Origin of the sequence: Marinobacter sp. DUT-3, from assembly GCF_050379435.1 — a bacterium.
In the GTDB taxonomy this organism is placed as follows: Bacteria; Pseudomonadota; Gammaproteobacteria; order Pseudomonadales; family Oleiphilaceae; genus Marinobacter.
This window is the reverse complement of the sequence record NZ_JBNRMG010000001.1, coordinates 980,555-998,964: the sequence shown is the minus strand read 5'-3', so window position 1 is coordinate 998,964 and position 18,410 is coordinate 980,555. Positions and strand designations below refer to the sequence as shown.

Annotated in this window: 13 protein-coding genes; 11 read left to right on the top strand and 2 right to left on the bottom strand. The window is 58.5% G+C overall.

All coding sequences use genetic code 11. The features are described from left to right. Nucleotides 1-95: 95 nt before the first annotated feature. From sucC to rluB, 6 genes are all read left to right on the top strand, one after another. Nucleotides 96-1,262 (top strand): ADP-forming succinate--CoA ligase subunit beta, encoded by a 1,167-nt coding sequence (sucC, locus tag ACQUWM_RS04490; RefSeq protein ID WP_407000726.1) that lies wholly within the window; start codon nucleotides 96-98, stop codon nucleotides 1,260-1,262. Continuing rightward, entirely contained in the window at nucleotides 1,262-2,134 is an 873-nt protein-coding gene (gene sucD, locus ACQUWM_RS04485) for a succinate--CoA ligase subunit alpha (protein ID WP_219478033.1), read from the top strand. Before sucC ends, sucD begins: the two co-directional genes overlap by 1 nt. A 187-nt stretch (nucleotides 2,135-2,321) precedes the next feature. After that, the gene (locus tag ACQUWM_RS04480) at nucleotides 2,322-3,536 is read left to right on the top strand and encodes a tryptophan--tRNA ligase (RefSeq protein WP_406984285.1); all 1,215 of its coding nucleotides are present in this window, start codon (nucleotides 2,322-2,324) and stop codon (nucleotides 3,534-3,536) included. A gap of 42 nt (nucleotides 3,537-3,578) precedes the next feature. Then, the gene (locus ACQUWM_RS04475; RefSeq protein WP_407000724.1) at nucleotides 3,579-4,424 is read left to right on the top strand and encodes a segregation and condensation protein A; all 846 of its coding nucleotides are present in this window, start codon (nucleotides 3,579-3,581) and stop codon (nucleotides 4,422-4,424) included. 17 nt (nucleotides 4,425-4,441) lie between these two features. After that, a complete protein-coding gene (gene scpB / locus ACQUWM_RS04470; protein WP_407000723.1) occupies nucleotides 4,442-5,104 on the top strand; it encodes an SMC-Scp complex subunit ScpB in 663 nt (220 codons plus the stop codon). Between the two features lie 47 nt (nucleotides 5,105-5,151). Beyond that, nucleotides 5,152-6,147 (top strand): 23S rRNA pseudouridine(2605) synthase RluB, encoded by a 996-nt coding sequence (gene rluB, locus ACQUWM_RS04465; protein WP_428921312.1) that lies wholly within the window; start codon nucleotides 5,152-5,154, stop codon nucleotides 6,145-6,147. Here rluB and ACQUWM_RS04460 read toward each other — a convergent pair. Then, nucleotides 6,144-7,070, bottom strand: coding sequence for a GGDEF domain-containing protein (locus ACQUWM_RS04460; RefSeq protein WP_407000721.1), 927 nt, complete (start codon nucleotides 7,068-7,070; stop codon nucleotides 6,144-6,146). The two genes, rluB and ACQUWM_RS04460, sit on opposite strands and share 4 nt — an antisense overlap. 272 nt (nucleotides 7,071-7,342) lie before the next feature. Here ACQUWM_RS04460 and ACQUWM_RS04455 point away from each other — a divergent pair, with 272 nt between their 5' ends. The 5 genes from ACQUWM_RS04455 to ACQUWM_RS04435 all read left to right on the top strand — a co-directional run bounded on the left by ACQUWM_RS04455 (nucleotide 7,343) and on the right by ACQUWM_RS04435 (nucleotide 17,763). Then, the gene (locus ACQUWM_RS04455; protein ID WP_407000720.1) at nucleotides 7,343-8,026 is read left to right on the top strand and encodes a GntR family transcriptional regulator; all 684 of its coding nucleotides are present in this window, start codon (nucleotides 7,343-7,345) and stop codon (nucleotides 8,024-8,026) included. A 1-nt stretch (nucleotide 8,027) separates the two neighbouring features. After that, the gene (gene smc, locus ACQUWM_RS04450) at nucleotides 8,028-11,522 is read left to right on the top strand and encodes a chromosome segregation protein SMC (RefSeq protein ID WP_428921311.1); all 3,495 of its coding nucleotides are present in this window, start codon (nucleotides 8,028-8,030) and stop codon (nucleotides 11,520-11,522) included. A gap of 135 nt (nucleotides 11,523-11,657) precedes the next feature. After that, nucleotides 11,658-12,740: a cell division protein ZipA gene (zipA, locus tag ACQUWM_RS04445; RefSeq protein ID WP_428921310.1), complete on the top strand. Its 1,083-nt coding sequence runs from the start codon at nucleotides 11,658-11,660 to the stop codon at nucleotides 12,738-12,740. A gap of 76 nt (nucleotides 12,741-12,816) precedes the next feature. Further along, nucleotides 12,817-14,844: an NAD-dependent DNA ligase LigA gene (gene ligA, locus ACQUWM_RS04440; protein ID WP_428921309.1), complete on the top strand. Its 2,028-nt coding sequence runs from the start codon at nucleotides 12,817-12,819 to the stop codon at nucleotides 14,842-14,844. 171 nt (nucleotides 14,845-15,015) lie between these two features. After that, the gene (locus ACQUWM_RS04435) at nucleotides 15,016-17,763 is read left to right on the top strand and encodes a hypothetical protein (RefSeq protein WP_428921308.1); all 2,748 of its coding nucleotides are present in this window, start codon (nucleotides 15,016-15,018) and stop codon (nucleotides 17,761-17,763) included. Here the strand turns inward: ACQUWM_RS04435 and ACQUWM_RS04430 are convergent. Beyond that, entirely contained in the window at nucleotides 17,760-18,395 is a 636-nt protein-coding gene (locus ACQUWM_RS04430; RefSeq protein WP_407000715.1) for a CBS domain-containing protein, read from the bottom strand. The genes ACQUWM_RS04435 and ACQUWM_RS04430 overlap by 4 nt on opposite strands. Between the last annotated feature and the right edge of the window lie 15 nt (nucleotides 18,396-18,410).

The following is an 18,410-nucleotide window of genomic DNA, read 5'->3' as shown; positions in this document are numbered from 1 at the left end:
CAGATTGTTGTCGGATTTATGGCCTAAATCCGACAGGATCCGGCGGGTTCAACTCCGTACGTGGTTATCCTCCATCAAAAAGCGGGACATTAACTATGAATTTGCATGAATATCAGGGCAAGCAGCTGTTCGCTGAATATGGCCTGCCAGTATCCAAGGGCATTGCCTGCGATACTCCGAAAGAAGCAGTGGACGCAGCCGGTGAAATCGGCGGAGACGCATGGGTCGTCAAGGCACAGGTTCACGCTGGTGGCCGTGGTAAGGCCGGCGGTGTAAAGCTGGTCAAGAGCAAAGACGAGATTCGCGAGTTCGCTGAGCATTGGCTGGGCAAGAACCTGGTGACCTACCAGACCGACGAAAACGGTCAGCCGGTCAGCAAGATTCTGGTTGAATCCCTCACTGATATCGATCAGGAACTGTATCTGGGCGCCGTGGTAGACCGTGGTACCCGTCGGATCGTGTTCATGGCCTCCACCGAAGGTGGTGTTGAGATCGAGCAGGTTGCCGAAGAAACTCCGGAAAAAATCCTGAAAGCGGAAGTTGATCCGCTGGTCGGTGCACAGCCTTACCAGGGCCGCGAGCTGGCTTTCAAGCTGGGCCTGGAAGGCAAGCAGATCGGTCAGTTCACCAAGATTTTCCTGGGCCTGGCCAAGCTGTTTGAAGACCGTGACCTGGCGCTGCTGGAAATTAACCCGCTGGTGATCACTCCGGCTGGTGACCTGCACTGCCTGGACGCCAAGATCGGCGTTGATGGCAACGCGCTGTACCGTCAGAAGAAAATCCATGAGATGCACGATCCCTCCCAGGAAGATTCCCGGGAAGCGGAAGCGGCCAAGTGGGAACTCAACTACGTCGCGCTGGAAGGCAACATCGGCTGCATGGTTAACGGCGCTGGTCTGGCCATGGGTACCATGGACATCATCAAGCTGTCCGGCGGCCAGCCTGCCAACTTCCTGGACGTAGGCGGCGGCGCGACCAAAGAGCGCGTTTCCGAGGCGTTCAAGATCATCCTGTCCGATGACAATGTACAGGCGGTTCTGGTTAACATCTTCGGTGGTATCGTTCGCTGCGACATGATCGCAGAGGGCATCATCGGTGCGGTTAAGGAAGTGGGCGTTAAGGTTCCCGTGGTCGTTCGTCTTGAAGGCAACAACGCCGAAGTCGGCACCAAGGTACTCGCTGAGAGTGGCCTGAACATCATTGCCGCCACCAGTCTGGCGGATGCCGCAGAGCAAGTCGTTAAAGCCGCAGGGGGTAAATAATGAGCATCCTGATCAACAAAGACACCAAGGTTATCTGCCAGGGCTTTACCGGCGCACAGGGTACCTTCCACTCTGAGCAGGCGATTGAGTACGGCACCAAGATGGTTGGTGGCGTAAGCCCGGGTAAGGGCGGCACGGAGCACCTTGGCCTGCCGGTGTTCAACACTGTACGTGAAGCGGTCGAGAAAACCGGTGCGGAAGCGACGGTGATCTACGTACCCGCTCCGTTCTGTAAGGACGCCATCATTGAAGCCGCAGATGCTGGTATTCAGCTGATTGTGTGCATCACCGAGGGTATCCCGACCATCGACATGCTCTACGCCAAAGAGTACGTGGATCGCAAGGGTGTACGCATGATCGGTCCGAACTGTCCGGGCGTGATTACGCCGGGCGAGTGCAAGATCGGCATCATGCCAGGTCATATCCACAAGCCGGGCAAGGTGGGTATTGTATCCCGTTCAGGTACCCTGACTTACGAAGCGGTCAAGCAGACCACTGACTTCGGCTACGGTCAGTCCACCTGTATCGGTATCGGTGGTGACCCGATTCCGGGCTCCAACTTCATCGATATCCTGAAGTTGCTGCAGGAAGATCCGCAGACCGAAGCCATCGTTATGATTGGTGAAATCGGCGGTACCGCTGAAGAAGAAGCGGCGGCGTTCATCAAGGAAAACGTCACCAAGCCGGTGGTTTCCTACATCGCCGGTGTGACTGCGCCTCCTGGTAAGCGTATGGGCCATGCCGGTGCGATTATCTCCGGCGGCAAGGGCACCGCAGACGAGAAGTTTGCCGCCCTGAATGACGCCGGTGTCAAAACCGTGCGCAGCCTGGCCGAAATCGGCAAGGCACTGAAGGAAGCAACTGGCTGGTAAATCTTTACCGCCAGTTATAAAAGCCCCCGGGTCTGCCGCAAGGCGCCGGGGGCTTTTTCGTTCTGTGATGATGGCCTGGCGCCGGTTTTTCAAAGGCTTCTTAACGCCGGCGTCACATAAGACTATAATGCCCGGTCAGCCTGCACTAAGATGGGCTGGTCTAAAACCACCAGAAGGAGTTCATGCTTTGAGTTCTGTAGATTCCCAGCAACGGGTTTTGTCCGGGATGCGTCCGACCGGCAAACTTCACCTTGGCCACTACCATGGTGTTCTGAAAAACTGGGTGAAACTCCAGCATGAGTATGAGTGCTTCTTCTTTGTCGCTGACTGGCATGCGTTAACCACCGACTACGAAGATACCTCGGGCGTCGAGCAGAGTGTCTGGGACATGGTCATCGACTGGCTGGCAGCGGGTGTGAACCCCGGCTCTTCCACCATGTTTATTCAGTCCCGGGTGCCGGAGCACGCTGAGCTGCATCTGCTGCTGTCCATGATTACCCCGCTGGGGTGGCTGGAGCGCATCCCCACCTATAAGGACCAGCAGGAAAAGCTGCGGGAGAAGGACCTGGCCACCTACGGCTTCCTGGGTTATCCGCTGCTGCAAAGTGCGGACATCCTGATGTACCGTGCCGGCAAGGTTCCGGTCGGAGCCGATCAGGTATCCCACGTGGAGATTACCCGGGAAATCGCCCGTCGCTTCAATCACATCTATGGTCGTGAGCCCGGTTTTGAAGAACAGGCCGAGGGCGCCATCGTGAAGATGGGCAAGAAAAACGCCAAACTGTATCGCAATCTGAAGAAGCGGTATCAGGAAGAGGGCGATATGGAAGCCCTGGAGACCGCCAGGGCGTTGCTGAAAGAGCAGCAGAATATATCCCTCGGCGACCGTGAGCGTCTGTACGGTTACATCGAGGGCGGCGGCAAGGTGATTCTGCCGGAGCCCCAGCCACTGTTGACTCCGGAATCGAAAATGCCGGGGCTGGACGGACAGAAGATGTCCAAGTCGTACAACAACTACATCGGTTTGCGGGAAGATCAGGACTCGGTCGCCCAGAAGATTCGCACCATGCAAACCGATCCCCAGCGCGTACGCCGGACCGATCCGGGCGAACCGGAGAAGTGCCCGGTGTGGGGGATGCACAAGATCTATTCCGATGCGGAAACCCAGGAATGGGTGCAGACCGGTTGCCGCAGCGCCGGGATTGGCTGCCTGGACTGCAAGAAGCCCCTGATCGACGCCATCATTGAGGAGCAGCGTCCGCTTCATGAGCGTGCCCGTGAGTATGAAGGGAATCCCGACCTTGTACACTCGATTATCGAGGAAGGGTGCGAGCAGGCCCGGGATGCTGCCAGGGGCACCCTGGAAGAGGTTCGCAGCGCCATGGGCCTGAACTACCGTTAACGACGGAGTGCACGCCATCATCTGCCGGATACCGGAGAAAGTATGACCGATGACACTGTGAGTACATCGCAGCCCGAGGCGGGAGATGACACTGCATCACCCGCTCCCGAGCAGGCGCCTCTGGCTCTGGTGTCCGGAAAGCCGGTGGTGGACCTGCCGCGGGATCTTTACATTCCTCCCGATGCGCTGGCGGTGTTCCTGGAGGCCTTCGAGGGTCCCCTGGATCTGTTGCTGTACCTGATCCGCCGCCAGAACATGGATATCCTGAATATCGATGTCAGCGAAATCACCCGCCAGTACATGGACTACATTGGCGCCGTCGAGGCCATGCGGTTTGAGCTGGCTGCGGAATATCTGGTGATGGCAGCGACTCTGGCGGAGATCAAATCCCGCATGTTGCTGCCCAGGCAGGAAAGTGACGACGAGGAAGAGGTTGACCCCCGTGCTGAACTGATCCGGCGACTGCAGCAATACGAGCGTTTCAAGCAGGCTGCGGAAGACATTGATGAACTGCCACGGATGGAGCGGGATACCTTTGCCGGTTCCGCAGCCTTGCCGAAGCTGCCTTCCAGCCAGCCACATCCTGATGTGGACCTGAAGGAACTGTTGTTTGCCCTGCAGGGCGTCCTCAAGCGAGCGGATCTGTTCACCAGTCACCATGTTGAGCGTGAAAAACTGTCCACGCGAGAGCGTATGTCTGCGATCCTCTCGGTGCTGCAGGATGATCGTTTTGTGAACTTTGAAAGCCTGTTTACGCCCGAAGAGGGACGGTTGGGGGTGGTGGTGTCATTCCTCGCGACCCTGGAGTTAGTGAAGGAACAGCTGATCGAGGTTGTCCAGGGGGAAGTCCTTGGTCCCATTCATGTCAGGGCCAGAGCGGCCAGTTAAGTAAAAGCACGGGTGTCATGAGCGAAGAGAACCTGAAGAAAATCCAGGCGATTATCGAGGCCGCGCTGTTGGCAGCGGGAAGACCGCTGTCATTTGACCAGTTGAGGGAACTGTTCCCGGAGGATGAGCGGCCTGCCCGGCAGGTTATGGAGCATGTGCTGGTGTTGCTGGAGAGCGCCTGCGAAGGTCGTGGGTTTGAGTTGAAAAAGGTGGCCAGCGGCTATCGGTTTCAGGTGCGCGAAGAATTTGCTCCCTGGGTCGGGCGGTTGTTTGAAGAAAAGCCGCAGCGTTACTCGCGGGCCTTGTTGGAAACTCTGGCGTTGATTGCGTATCGCCAGCCGATTACCCGGGGTGAAATCGAAGATATTCGCGGGGTGACCGTCAGCAGTAATATCGTGCGAACCCTGCTGGAGCGCGAGTGGGTCAGGGTGGTCGGTCATCGGGATGTGCCTGGCAGGCCCGCCATGTACGCGACGACGCGCCAATTCTTGGACTACTTCAACCTGCAGGGGCTGGACCAGTTGCCGCCCTTGTCGGAAGTGCGGGACCTGGAAGAGATCGGACGGGAAATTGAAAAAAACATACAGGCGGAGATCAAGTTCGAATCTTCGGCCGATGAAGGGGAGGATGGCTCCGATCAGCCGGACCAGGACGCCCCGTCAAGTCAGACACTTCACTGATGCCCGTCGGGATACCGGGGTATCAGCCCATATGAAAGGATGAATTCATGGCGTCAGAGCGCCCGGGTAAGCCAGGAGGAAAGTCCTCCGCTACCAGTAAAACATCGCCGACCACTGCCGGTGGTCCGGAGAGAATCCAGAAATTGCTGTCCCGTGCGGGGGTTGGTTCCCGGCGTGAGGTTGAGAGCTGGGTGGAGGCTGGCCGTTTAACGGTGAATGGCGAGCTTCCTGAGCCCGGACAGAAGGTGACCCTCAGTGACCGTATCGAGCTGGATGGCAAGCGTCTTGATCTGGCATCGGGGTCTGAAGTGGTGCGCCGAGTGCTGATTTATAACAAGCCGGAGGGCGAAGTCACCACCCGCCGTGACCCGGAAGGCCGGCCCACGGTATTTGACAGTCTGCCGCGGCTGAAAGATCACCGATGGATTTCCATTGGTCGCCTGGACATCAACACCACGGGGCTGGTGCTGTTCACCACGGATGGCGAGCTGGCAAACCGGCTCATGCATCCGTCCAGCGAGATCGACCGGGAGTATGCCGTCCGGGTATTTGGCGAAGTGGATGACGCGATGTTGCAGCGGCTGATGGACGGCGTGTTGCTGGAAGACGGCATGGCGAAGTTCTCGGATATCTCCCCGGCCGGCGGCAGCGGTATCAACCGGTGGTTCCATGTCACTCTGCTGGAAGGGCGTAACCGGGAAGTCCGTCGCCTTTGGGAATCCCAGGGTGTCCGGGTGAGCCGGTTGAAGCGTGTTCGCTACGGCCCGATATTCCTGCCGAGCCGGTTGAGCGTTGGAAAGTGGGAAGAGCTCGACCAAAAGGCCGTTGATACGCTGAGCCGCTCAGTCGGGCTGGATTCGGTGGCCATTCCTGCCAAGACGCCCAACGAACAGGCGGCGCTTGAGCGCAAGCGTAACAAGCAGCCGGGCCGCCCCGCCGCCCGCAAAGCCGGCAGCCGGAAATGGGATGTCAGCTCGAAAAAGCCGGCAGCTCAGGGCAGGAAACCGCCCCGTAAGTCGGTGCGCAGCATCAAGAAGAGTTAGCCGATACAGGCGAAGACCCGGGTGCAATTGCGGCCCTGGTCTTTCGCCCGATACAGCGCTTCATCGGCGCGGGCCAGCCACTGGTCCGCCACTTCGCCCACCAGGTGCATGGCGACGCCACAGCTTGCGGTGACCGAAACGTTAATGTCACCACAGTTGACGACGATGGTCGTAATATTCTCACGGATCCGGTCTGCCACATCGCGCGCTTCCTGATCAGTGGTGTGGGGCAGCAGGATTGCGAACTCTTCACCACCGAACCGGTACACCGAATCGGAACTCCGCACTGCTTTTTCCAGCTCACGAGCGGCCAGTTTCAGAAGGTGGTCTCCCACCACATGGCCATGGTTGTCATTCACCGCCTTGAAATGATCCAGGTCGCAAAGAATCAGTGAGTATATGTCGCCGTGGCGGTCCGAAAGCTGACGTGCCCGCTGCATAGCCTCATCCATGGCGCGTTTGTTGGGGACGCCGGTCAGTGAATCCGTTAGCGCGGCCTGCTCGATGGCGATAAATTGGCAGGCATTCCTGATCGGGCAGATGGCTGCACCCAATACCAACTCAATCCCTTCAAGTTCCTGTTCCGTGAACTTCTGCCGGCGCCGCAGAGAGAGCGTGCCATAGAACTCGCCTTCCAGGTTGAGGCGATAGTCGCAACGGTGGGGGCCGCCCACTCCGGATGCGTAGACAAAATCCGTTCCGCCGATCTGATGCCGATACTGCAGCGCATCAAAAGGTATAACCGCGCCAATCTCCTCTGCCAGGATTGCCATCTGGTTGTCGAGGGAGAGAGTGGTGGACAGCCTTCTGGTCAGACGCGTCAGGATGTCGGGTGATTCGTTCCATTCCTGATGGGCCTGTCGCAGGGCTGCGAGTTTTTGGGGCTGCGGTCCATTCTTGGCAATAGAAGGGATGTGTTTCACGGAAGAGTCGCCATGTGTCAGAATTCTTTACTCTATAAGCACAAAGCGTGCCGAGTGAATAATTAATATATTAAACAGTCGGATATCGGGCATATGCTATCGTAATTGTCGACCACGCTACAGAATGATGACAAAGCGTCAGAATGTCGGCAGTTCCTTGCCGCTAACGGGTATGGTCGAAATGTCAGACAAGGGGATGGGGTCAGCCAATCCCTGTGGTAAACTTTTGCGCTTATTATCGTGCCGTCTGCAGCAAGTGAGCGACTAACTTTATGAGGTTTCAGGCCCCCGAAAGTCTATCCGAGCAAATCGCCCAGCATCTGGGACAGCGCATCATGACCGGTGAGCTCAAACCTGGCGAGCGAATCCAGGAGCTCAAGGTCGCGGGTGATTTGAACGTCAGTCGCGGCTCCGTCCGCGAGGCGCTGCTGATTCTCCAGCGCCGCCACCTGATCGAGATTTTCCCCCGCCGGGGGGCGATGGTATCAAGACTGACGCCGGAGCTTGTGAACAGCCTTTACGATATCTATATCGATCTCCTGTGTATGCTGGGTCGCAAGGTCATGGAGCGCTGGTCGTCCCAGGAGCTGGCGGGTATTGTCGGCCAGGCCCGGGAGCTTCAGGCGGTTACCGATGCTTTGAATTCGTCCGGAAGCGATGCCGCCGAGCAGGTGATCGAGGCCGGCTTCGGCGTCATGCGCTATGCCTACACCCTGGTGGATAATCCGTTTCTCGAGGAAACCCTGGAAAACTTCCGGCCTGCCATCAGCCGTACCTACTTTGTTGCCCTGGAGAACTTTCGTGAGGAACTGACGGAAACCGGTCGCTTCTTTACCGAAGTTGCCGATGCTTCTGCCAGCGGCGATGCTGCCAGGGTTGAGGCGGCGATCATCAGGTTTGGTGAGCATCAGCGTAAACAGGTGTTAAGAATACTCAGGGAGGAGGCAAGCGCCTGATATGCGCCTGAAGTCCATCAAACTGTCCGGTTTCAAATCCTTTGTTGATCCGACCACGGTGCCCTTTCCCTCCAATATGACGGCGGTGGTCGGTCCTAACGGATGCGGGAAGTCCAATATAATTGATGCGGTGCGCTGGGTTATGGGGGAAAGTTCCGCCAAATATCTGCGTGGCGAGTCCATGACCGACGTTATCTTCAATGGGTCCAGCGCCCGCAAACCGGTTGGGCAGGCGTCGATTGAGCTGGTGTTTGATAACAGCGACGGCTCTGCGCCCGGAGAGTTTGTCAAATTCAATGAGATTTCCGTTCGCCGGCGGGTGTCCCGCGAAGGCCAGTCTGAATACTTCCTCAACGGCTCGAAGTGCCGTCGTCGCGATATCACCGATCTGTTCCTGGGCACCGGCCTGGGTCCGCGAAGCTATGCCATCATCGAGCAGGGCATGATCTCCCGCCTGATTGAGGCAAAACCCGAAGAGCTGCGGATCTATATCGAAGAAGCGGCAGGCATTTCCAAGTACAAGGAGCGGCGCCGTGAAACCGAGAATCGCATTCGTCGCACCCAGGAAAACCTTGAGCGCCTGACCGACCTGCGGGAAGAACTCGGCCGCCAGCTGCAACACCTGGAGCGTCAGGCTGCTGCTGCGGAAAAGTACAAGGCCTACAAGCAGGAAGAACGCCAGAAGAAGGCTGAACTGACGGTCCTGCGCTGGAAGTCCCTGGACAATGACCTGCAGACCTGGCGTTCGAAAATCCGTGATACTGAACTGGAGCTTGAGAAATACCTGACCGATCGGGTGAGCCTGGAAACATCCCTGGAGTCCCTGCGGGACAGCCATCAGGAACGTACCGAGCACTTTAACCGGGCGCAGGCGCGGTTCTATGAAGCGGGTGCCGATATTGCCCGGATTGAGCAAAGCCTTGAGCACCAGCGGGAACGGGGCCGTCAGATTGCCACCGAACTGGATCAGGCCATGGCAAACCAGCGAGAGCTGGCCAGGGAGCTGGAACAGGACGAAGAGAAGCTGTCCGGTATCCAGGAAGAGCTGGACATGATCGAGCCGGAACAGGAAGCGCTGTCGATCCGCGCCGAGGAGTCCGGGGAAAAACTGCAGCAGGCGGAAGACGCCATGAGCGAATGGCAGCAGAGCTGGGAAGAGTTCAGTTCCCGTTCCGCGGATGCCCGACGCCAGGCTGAGCTGGCCCAGTCCAGAATACGGTCCCTGGAAGATGCGATTACCCAGTTGAAGACCCGCCAGCAGAGGCTGGCAGACGAACAGGAGCTGCTTGAAGGCCAGTTGGATCGCGCAGAGCTGGAGGATTTGCTGGAGCAGCAGGAAACGCTGGAGCTTCAGCGTGAAGAAGCGGCAGAACGAATCACAGCGGTTCAGGACGAATTGTACGAGGCTCGCCAGCAACAGAAGGACGCCGAACAGAAGGCGTCCGATTATCGCCAGAAGGTGCAAAGTCTCCGGGCGTCCCTGGAATCCCAGCAGGCACTGCTGGATGAGCAGATGGGTGCTCAGGACGATGCACTGCAATCCTGGTTACGGGAGTTTGGCCTGGAGTCAGCCCCCCGGATTGCCCAGCAGCTGACGATCGATAATGGCTGGGAGTTTGCCGTAGAGCAGGTGATCAGCCGCTTCAGCCAGGGGGTGAGCGTTGCCGGCATGGAATCGCTTCATCACGCACTGTCTGGCGCTCCCAGGGGGTTGGCTCTGGTTACTGACGGTGCTCAGGATGTAGCTGGTGTGGGCGGCTTGGCTTCGAGGGTTTCCGGCGCATCGGGAATTGGCGGATTGCTGGCGGGCATAGACACCGCCGAGTCCCTGGACGACGCGCTGGCCCGTCAGGATGCCCTGAACAATGGTGACAGTGTGATCACCCGGGAAGGTGTCTGGGTGTCCCGGGACTGGATTCTGATGCCGGACTCCGACGCCGGGCAGGTCGGGGTTATCGAGCGCCAGAAAAAAGTCAGTCAGTTGGCGGAAGAGCTCGACGAAGCTGAGGCATTGCTGCAGGAGGCCAACGAACAACTGGACGATCTGCAGGAGAAATCCGAACGGGCGGAAGCCAACCGGGATGAAGCCCAGGGGCGTCTCAGCGACGCCGAGCGCGAGCTTGGCGGGTTGTCCTCGAAAATCAGCGGCCTGAAAGCCCGGGCGGAACAGATCGATGACCGTCTTCAGCGTATCCGGGATGATGCTGAAGATGTGGCGCTCAGCCTTGAGGAACAACAGGAGCAGTTGCAGGAAGCGCGGGAAGAGTGGCAGGAGGCGCTGGCGTCCACGGAAGACAGTGACGAGGAAAAAGAGCAGCTGCTCGAACGGCGGGATTCGCTTCGGGAGAACCTGGATCATCTGCGCCAGGAAGCCCGGCACGACCGCGATCACGCCCACCAACTGCAATTGCAGTTACAGTCCCTGAACAGCCAGCGGGACGGGTTGCGCCAGACCATTGAGCGGATGCAGATGCAGAAGGAACGGTTGGAAGAGCGCCTGGAAATCCTTCGAGAGTCCCGCGAAAGTGCCGAAGAGCCGATTGAAGATCTCCAGATGCAGCTCGAGGGGCTGTTGGACCGGCGCCTCGCCGAGGAAGAGAAACTCGGTGTCGCCAGGGATGCCCTGGAGGAAATTGACCGGGAAGTCCGGGAGAAGGAGCAGGGCAGAAGTCGCACCGAACATGAAGTGCAGGATATTCGCGCCCGGCTTGAGAAGCTGAAAATGGAATCCCAGGCACTGGAGATTCGTTCCGGCAACCACATTGAACAGCTCCAGGAGCTCGATGTGAAGTTGCAGGACATTCTCGAACAACTTCCGGAAGAGGCCACGGAACAGGCGTGGGCCGATGAGCTGGAAAAAATTGGCAACCGGATCCAGCGGTTGGGCGCCATTAACCTGGCGGCGATTGAGGAATACCAGGTCCAGAGCGAGCGCAAGACCTACCTGGACAGTCAGCATGAAGATCTGATGGAAGCGCTTGAAACCCTGGACAATGCGATCCGGCGGATTGACCGGGAGACCCGCCAGCGTTTCAAGGAAACCTTTGACCAGGTCAATGGCGGACTGCAGGCGTTGTTCCCCAAAGTGTTCGGTGGCGGTAACGCCTACCTCGAGCTGACCGGGGAAGACCTGCTGGAAACCGGGGTGACCATCATGGCGCGCCCGCCGGGTAAGAAGAACAGTACCATTCACCTGTTATCCGGTGGTGAAAAGGCACTGACAGCCATTGCGCTGGTATTTTCCATTTTCCAGCTCAATCCGGCTCCGTTCTGTATGCTGGACGAGGTCGACGCGCCGCTGGACGACGCCAACGTTGGCCGTTATGCCAACATGGTGAAGGAGATGTCAAAGCAGGTTCAGTTCATCTACATTACCCATAACAAGATCGCCATGGAAATGGCGGACCAGTTGATGGGGGTTACCATGCATGAGCCCGGGTGTTCACGACTGGTATCGGTGGATGTGGACGAGGCGGCCGCCCTGGCGGAAGCGTAGGGCCCCGGGGTCAGGGGGCCTGGAATACCGCCAAAGATGACAAAACGGCCATCTGGCCCACCTGTGCGTTGTATTCATTACAGGCTTTTCTTAGAGTAGCAACGATATCCGATCTGCAAACAGGACAGCATCACTATGTCACTAAGGGAATGGTTAATTGCCATAGGTACCCTGGTTATCATCGGCATTGTCATCGACGGCCTCCGTCGAATGCGCCGGGCTCGCAAGGAATCCATCGCGATTTCATCCGGTATGGGCGCCAATGACCTGGATGAGTCACCACTGGACGACGAATACAACCCGGAGTTGCCCAATGGTGGCGCCCGCACGATATCCAGGGATACCCTGGAAGAGCGGGGCTATCTGAAGCGCGAGCGCTCCAGTCGCTTCGGCAATCCGGTGCAAAAGCCGACGCGCCCGATAGTCAGCGATGCAGAGAAAAAGGCCTTGGCTGAAGAGCAACAACCCGATGTTGCACAACCGGACGCAGGAGTAAGCGACGAGGCCTTCCAGGCTGATGATCGTGACGATTACGAAACCGCTGATACCGGTTGGGGCGCAAGAGACGATGACCCGGAACCGGATGAAGGCATTGTCGACGAGCCCTGGCAGGAAGCGCGTCCGGAAACGGTTCCCGAGCCGGAAAGTGAACCTGCGGCCCGTAAGCCGGACACCGCAACGACACCACCCCCGGTGGTGACCAGCGAAGTGCAGGAGGACACCGCCCGGCGTGACCAGACGCCAAAACGGTCCGGGCAGCCGCTGGCCGGCGCAAACCGCCCGGAGGCGCGGGAGGTTGTGGTGATTAACGTTCTGGCGCGCAAGGGCGAGGATTTCAAAGGCAGCGTCCTGAAGGAGCTGTTTGAAGCCTGTGGCCTGGAGTACGGTGACATGGACATCTACCATCGCCACGAGGAATCGGATACTACCAGCCCGGTGCAGTTCAGTGTGGCAAGCGCGGTGGAGCCGGGCACCTTCCGCCCTCAGGACATGCCTGCCATGTCGACCCCCGGTATCAGCTTTTTCATGAGCATGCCTGGCCCGTCCAACGCGTTGCAGGCCTTTGAATTTATGCTCGAAACTGCCCAGTGCGTGGTCCGCAACATGGGCGGGGAGCTGAAAGATGAGCGGCGCAGCGTAATGACACCGCAGACCATCGAACACTGTCGCCAGCGGATACGAGAGTTTGAACGTAAACAGCGGTCGCCACGCCACTGAGCGTTGCAGCGATCGTCAAGAGTAAAATACCCGGTAAAATCCGGGTATTTTTTTGTAGCGCCAAGGGATAACAGGTATGAGTACAGCGACACCCGAGACGGCAAACCGGGTACAGGAACTGCGGCAAACCATAGACGAGCACAATTATCGCTATTACGTGCTTGACGATCCGCAGGTACCGGATGCCGAGTATGATCGCCTGTTCCGAGAGTTGCAGGATCTGGAGGCGAACCACCCCGAGCTGGTTACGGATGACTCTCCCACGCGGCGTGTCGGCGCCAATGCGGAAACCAGCTTTGAAGAGGTGGTGCATCGGGTCCCCATGCTGTCGCTCGACAATGCGTTCAACGATGAGGAACTGCGGGACTTTGACCGCCGGGTGAAAGACCGCCTGAAAACCGATGAAAACATCGAATACGTTTGTGAACCCAAGCTGGATGGTCTGGCGGTCAGCCTGCATTACGAACAGGGGGTTCTTACCCGGGCAGCCACCCGGGGCGATGGCTACGCCGGCGAGGATATCACCGCCAATATCCGCACCATCCCTTCCGTTCCCCTGAGGCTCCGGGGTAGAGACGTGCCAGAAATGGTGGAGGTGAGGGGCGAGGTGTATATGCCCAAAGCCGGTTTCGAGAAGCTGAACCAGACCCTGGCGAATCAGGGCGAGAAGACATTTGTGAATCCTCGCAACGCGGCAGCCGGCAGTCTCAGGCAGAAAAAACCGTCAGTCACCGCACGTCGGCCACTGGAGCTCTGCGCCTACAGTGTTGCCGTTGCCGATGATTCCATTCTGCCCGGTACCCACTGGGACTGCCTGCAGCAGGTTCGTGAATGGGGGTTCCGGATCAACCCGGAAATGCGTAAGGCGACCGGAGCCGATGAATGCCTCGCCGCCTACGAGGCTTTAATGGAAAAGCGCGCTGAGCTTCCGTACGAAATCGACGGGATCGTATTCAAGGTTAACAGCCTGGAACAGCAGCAGGCCCTGGGTTTTGTATCGCGCGCGCCGCGCTGGGCGATCGCCCACAAGTTTCCGGCCCAGGAAGAGCTCACCGTCATCGAGGACGTGGAGTTCCAGGTCGGCCGCACCGGCGCGGTCACACCGGTGGCGCGGCTCAAGCCGGTGTTTGTGGGCGGTGTGACGGTCAGTAACGCCACCCTGCACAACATGGATGAGATTCGTCGTCTGGATGTCCGTATCGGCGATACCGTGTTTATCCGCCGTGCCGGTGATGTGATCCCCCAGGTGGTCAAAGTGGTGCTGGAAAAGCGGCCTGGTGATGCCCGCGAGGTTGAGCTGCCCGACACCTGTCCGGTTTGCGATTCGGACGTTATCCAGATTGAAGGCGAGGCGGTGGCGCGGTGCTCCGGTGGTTTGTACTGCCCGGCGCAGCGAAAGGAAGCGATCCGGCACTATGCCTCCCGCAAGGCGCTCGACATCGAGGGGCTGGGGGATAAATGGATCGATATCCTGGTGGACAAGGGCCTGGTGGAGACCGTGGCGGATATTTACGGTTTGACCAAAGACAATCTAACCGGTCTGGAGCGCATGGGCGACAAGTCCGCAACGAACCTTCTGGCGGCAATTGATAAGTCCCGGAATCCGGTGCTTTGGCGGTTTGTCTACGCCCTGGGAATCCGCGAGGTAGGTGAGGCAACTGCCAAGTCCCTGGCCAGTCACTTTGGGTCCCTGGAGGCGATTGGCGAAGCGGATGAAGACGCGCTTCAGCAGGTGCAGGATGTTGGGCCCATTGTCGCCGGCCACATCCGCAGTTTCTTCGACCAGCCCCACAATCAGGAAACCATTGCTGCCCTGAGAAACGCAGGCGTTCAGTGGCAGACGGAAGAAATCACTGCTGAGCCAAAGCCGTTGCTTGGAGAAACCTGGGTATTGACGGGAACGCTGACGGAAATGACTCGGGACGAGGCAAAAGAACGCCTGGAAAAGCTGGGTGCCAAGGTTGCCGGCAGTGTTTCCAAAAAAACATCGTGTGTCGTCGCCGGAGAGGCCGCCGGTTCCAAGCTGACCAAAGCCGAGTCCCTTGGGGTCAAGGTACTGGATGAAGACGGTTTCCGCTCTCTCCTGGAGTCCCACGGCGTATAGCCAATCAGGCCGGGGTTTCACGGCAGGGATCCCGGCCTGCGAATCTGAGAACTCGCGCAGATCCCCCCGGATATAAATTGATTACCATGGCGTTGTTCTGTAACGGTGTGTAACGCAGGCCGCTGTCCTGCGTGCGCGCCCATAATAACAACGCTTCAAAATGGATTTTCCATGCGCGCCGACTTGCTACCACGCATTGCCTTTCTGGCCAGATGCCATGGCCTGCTGATTGTTCTGGCCCTGATTTCCACCGGATGCAAGACCGACAAAGGTTCCGATGATCCGACCGTTCTCGGCGTACCGCCGGGGGAAGCCTACCTTGGCGTGGAGTATTACTACAATTTCGGGGCCTATGGCGGCGAGCGGTTACTGGATTTTTCCCTGACCAACGCACCGTCCTGGCTGGCGTTGGAAGACACCAGCAACAAGGCGCGCCCGGGTATTATCGTACGGGGAGTTCCGGGGCTCAGTGGCGGTAACCGTGGTGACGCCGATCTGGGCAAGATCGAGAATATCAACCTGATTACCACCGATGGTGAGCGCGCGGGTGTCCAGCCGTTCGATATCGAGGTCAAGCGCAACCCGCTATCACTCGACGCCGATACCTTTACCGAAGGTCAGTCAGCGCAAACGCCTGAAGCCGGAGAAACCCGCTGCGAGGCGCCGGAGCTCGATGAGACGGGCTCACACCGTTACCACATCAACCTGTACGACGATGAGGGTGCGGTGACCGGTACCGAGCTCCGTACAACCGACACCAACCCGGTGCTGGTCCGGGTGTTACTGGAACAGCCATCGGTGACGCGGGTAGCGGTAGCCTTCGAATTGTCTTCGGATTTCGACCCGAATTCCTGCGACGAGGGTTTTGATCCGGAGCACCAGCGCTGCGAGGAGGGCGACGCCAACCGCGATGATGCCATTATCGGCAAGGATATCGTGGCCCTGGGCAGTGACAGCGAGGGCGAATTACCGGTTCCGGACTACCTGGATTATCAGCAGGATGAAAACGGTGTCTATTCGAAGGGCGTGGTGACCCTGGAGCCGGGAATTACCGAATGCTATATCCGCCTGGAGGTGGTTGACGAAACGGTGCCTGAGCCCTCGGAGTCCCTGCAGATTGCCCTCACGGAAGTACGAAACGGCCTGGCGGCCCTTGGGCCATCCGACAGCGGCGTACGGACCACCCTGGTGGTTGATGACAACGAACCCCGGGTACGCCTTGAAACGGTCAGTGGTCGTCAGCGCGATGCGCTCACGGTGGGGACGAAACGGCAGTTCGAGGCCGTCCTCAGTGGCGAAAGGGAAGGGAGTATTCGCGCCCGGCTGGGAGAAAGTGAGGATTCCGTTGCCAAGGCCGGTGACTATTACATCCAGGTCCTTAACGATGCGGGTGAGTGGGAAGATAACGACATAATCGAATTCCCAGCGGAGACAGACCGGGTTCGCTTCCGCGTGAGAATTCCCGATGCCGATGAATACAGCAATATCGGGATGGACGACCGTTTCCTGTTACTCGGAGTTGATCAGACGTACCAGGCGGGCCGCGAGGGGTTTGCGGGGTTCGCGGAAGACGGGGAGTTGCGCATCAACATCAACGAGTTATCGGCCCCGCTGGTCCTGAACGAGACGGATGACTTTGTGCCAACCGATATTGCCCTTGGGCACGAGGGCAGGCTGTACGTAACCGGGTACAACGACGCTGCTAATGATCAGGTTCTGGTCCGCATATTTGATCAGAAGGGGGAACTGCTGCAGGAGGTGACAGTTAGCGATGGCGCGACAGTGCTGAACGAGCCGCAACCGGTGATCCACTATACCCGGCGCCAGGTGACCCAGGGCAGTACCCGGGTGGATCGTTTTGAAATTGTTGTTGCCTACGCCGCCGAAGCCGATATGCCCGGGCAGCCTGCCCACGGTGGACTGGATGTGGTCACCAGCCTGTACTGGTTTGATTCGGCTGCCGCAGAGGGCAGCGAGTATTCACCGGTCTGGACACTTCGTACCGGCACATCGGCGGACGACATCCCTCGCTGGGTTGGTATCAACGACGACAGCGGGTTTGTGGCGGTTGCCGGGGAAACCAACGGTCGCTGGGCTGGCGAATCCCGGGCCGGCGGAATCGACAGCTTTCTGCAGCGAATAGACACCGACACGGATGGTGACGATCTGGTACCCAAGTTGGCCTGGACGCGGCAGGTGGGCTCTGGCCAGGATGAGACCGTGGTGGCCGGCAGTGCGGTTAATGCCAGTCCATACCTGTTCGGCGCTTCGAGTGGCGCTGTCGCGGGCCAGAGCAGCGCCGGCGCCACAGATGCGTTCTTTTATAATGCGTCCGCCGCGGACAGCAATATCACGGTATACCAGCGTGGAACCGATGGTGGGGAAGTGTTGACGGATGGGCTCTATGGTCTCAGCAATATATGGTTGTTGGGAAACAGCAACCGGCGCTACTCCATCGATGAATCGGGTGATGATGACAATGTCCTGCTCGGTGAGCCCGTGGCCGGAAATAACGGTTTCGTTCTTGGGTATTCCGTATCGGGCCATGTGAATTATGCATTCTCCTATGCAGATCCTTCGCGGACCGGCAAGGACAACCTGTTGACGCTGCAGGCGTTCGATAATGACCTTGTTGTTGCCGGGGCGACAACGGGGGCCTTTGCCGAAGACGCGGTGGACGGCGGCATTCAGCAACCGGTTATTGCGCGTATTTCCCCGGGCGAGACGGTGACCAGCGAAGCGGATAATCCGGATGCCTGGGATCTCTGGAGAGTGCAGCCGAAAATTGATGGTGCCCGCATCGAAGCGCTGGCCAATTACCGTGATGACGAGATTGTTACCCTGCTGCGTGAGAGCGTCGGAGGGAGCATTGAATGGAAGATCGTACTGTTCTCAGCGGAGGGCAAGCGGCTGAACTAAACGTTACCCTGCTGACGACCTGCGGCGGCGTACAGCTTCAGATAATCGGTACTGGTGACGATGCCGGCGGGCGCTCCCTGTTTGTCGATGACCAGCGCGGCATTCAGTTGATGGGCCAGCATCAGCCTTGCCAACTGGTGGGCGTCGGTTTCCGGCGATGCTGTCAGGAATGCCGGCAACTCGATATGTGCCAGGCTATAACTCATGGCGTTAGCCTGGTTCTCGTGCAACCAGGCGAGAAGCCAGCGCAGGTCGATCAGCCCGGCGACATTGTCCCCTGCGGTGACCACCAGGTGGTGTACGCCATGGTCATCCATGGTGGTCAGGGCTTCCGACAAGGTTGCGGTGGCCGGCAGTGAGTGGATAACCGGTGTACAGATGGTCGATACCGGAAGGTAACTGCGTTGTTCCCTGGGCTCGTCATAGGCCGCGGAGCCATATTCTTCCATCGCCCGGTGATGGGCAGGAGAATGGCTGGCCCGCTGAAATTCCGCATCCGTCACTTCGCTGTGGCCAGTGTTAATGGCGTGGGATTCCGTCATTTCCGTCACGTCACCCACGCGGCGTCCCCGAAAGATTTCCGGTAGGCGAGTTCCGACAGGTCTGCCGGGTTCACTGACAAATATGGCCATGGGTATCTCCGGGGT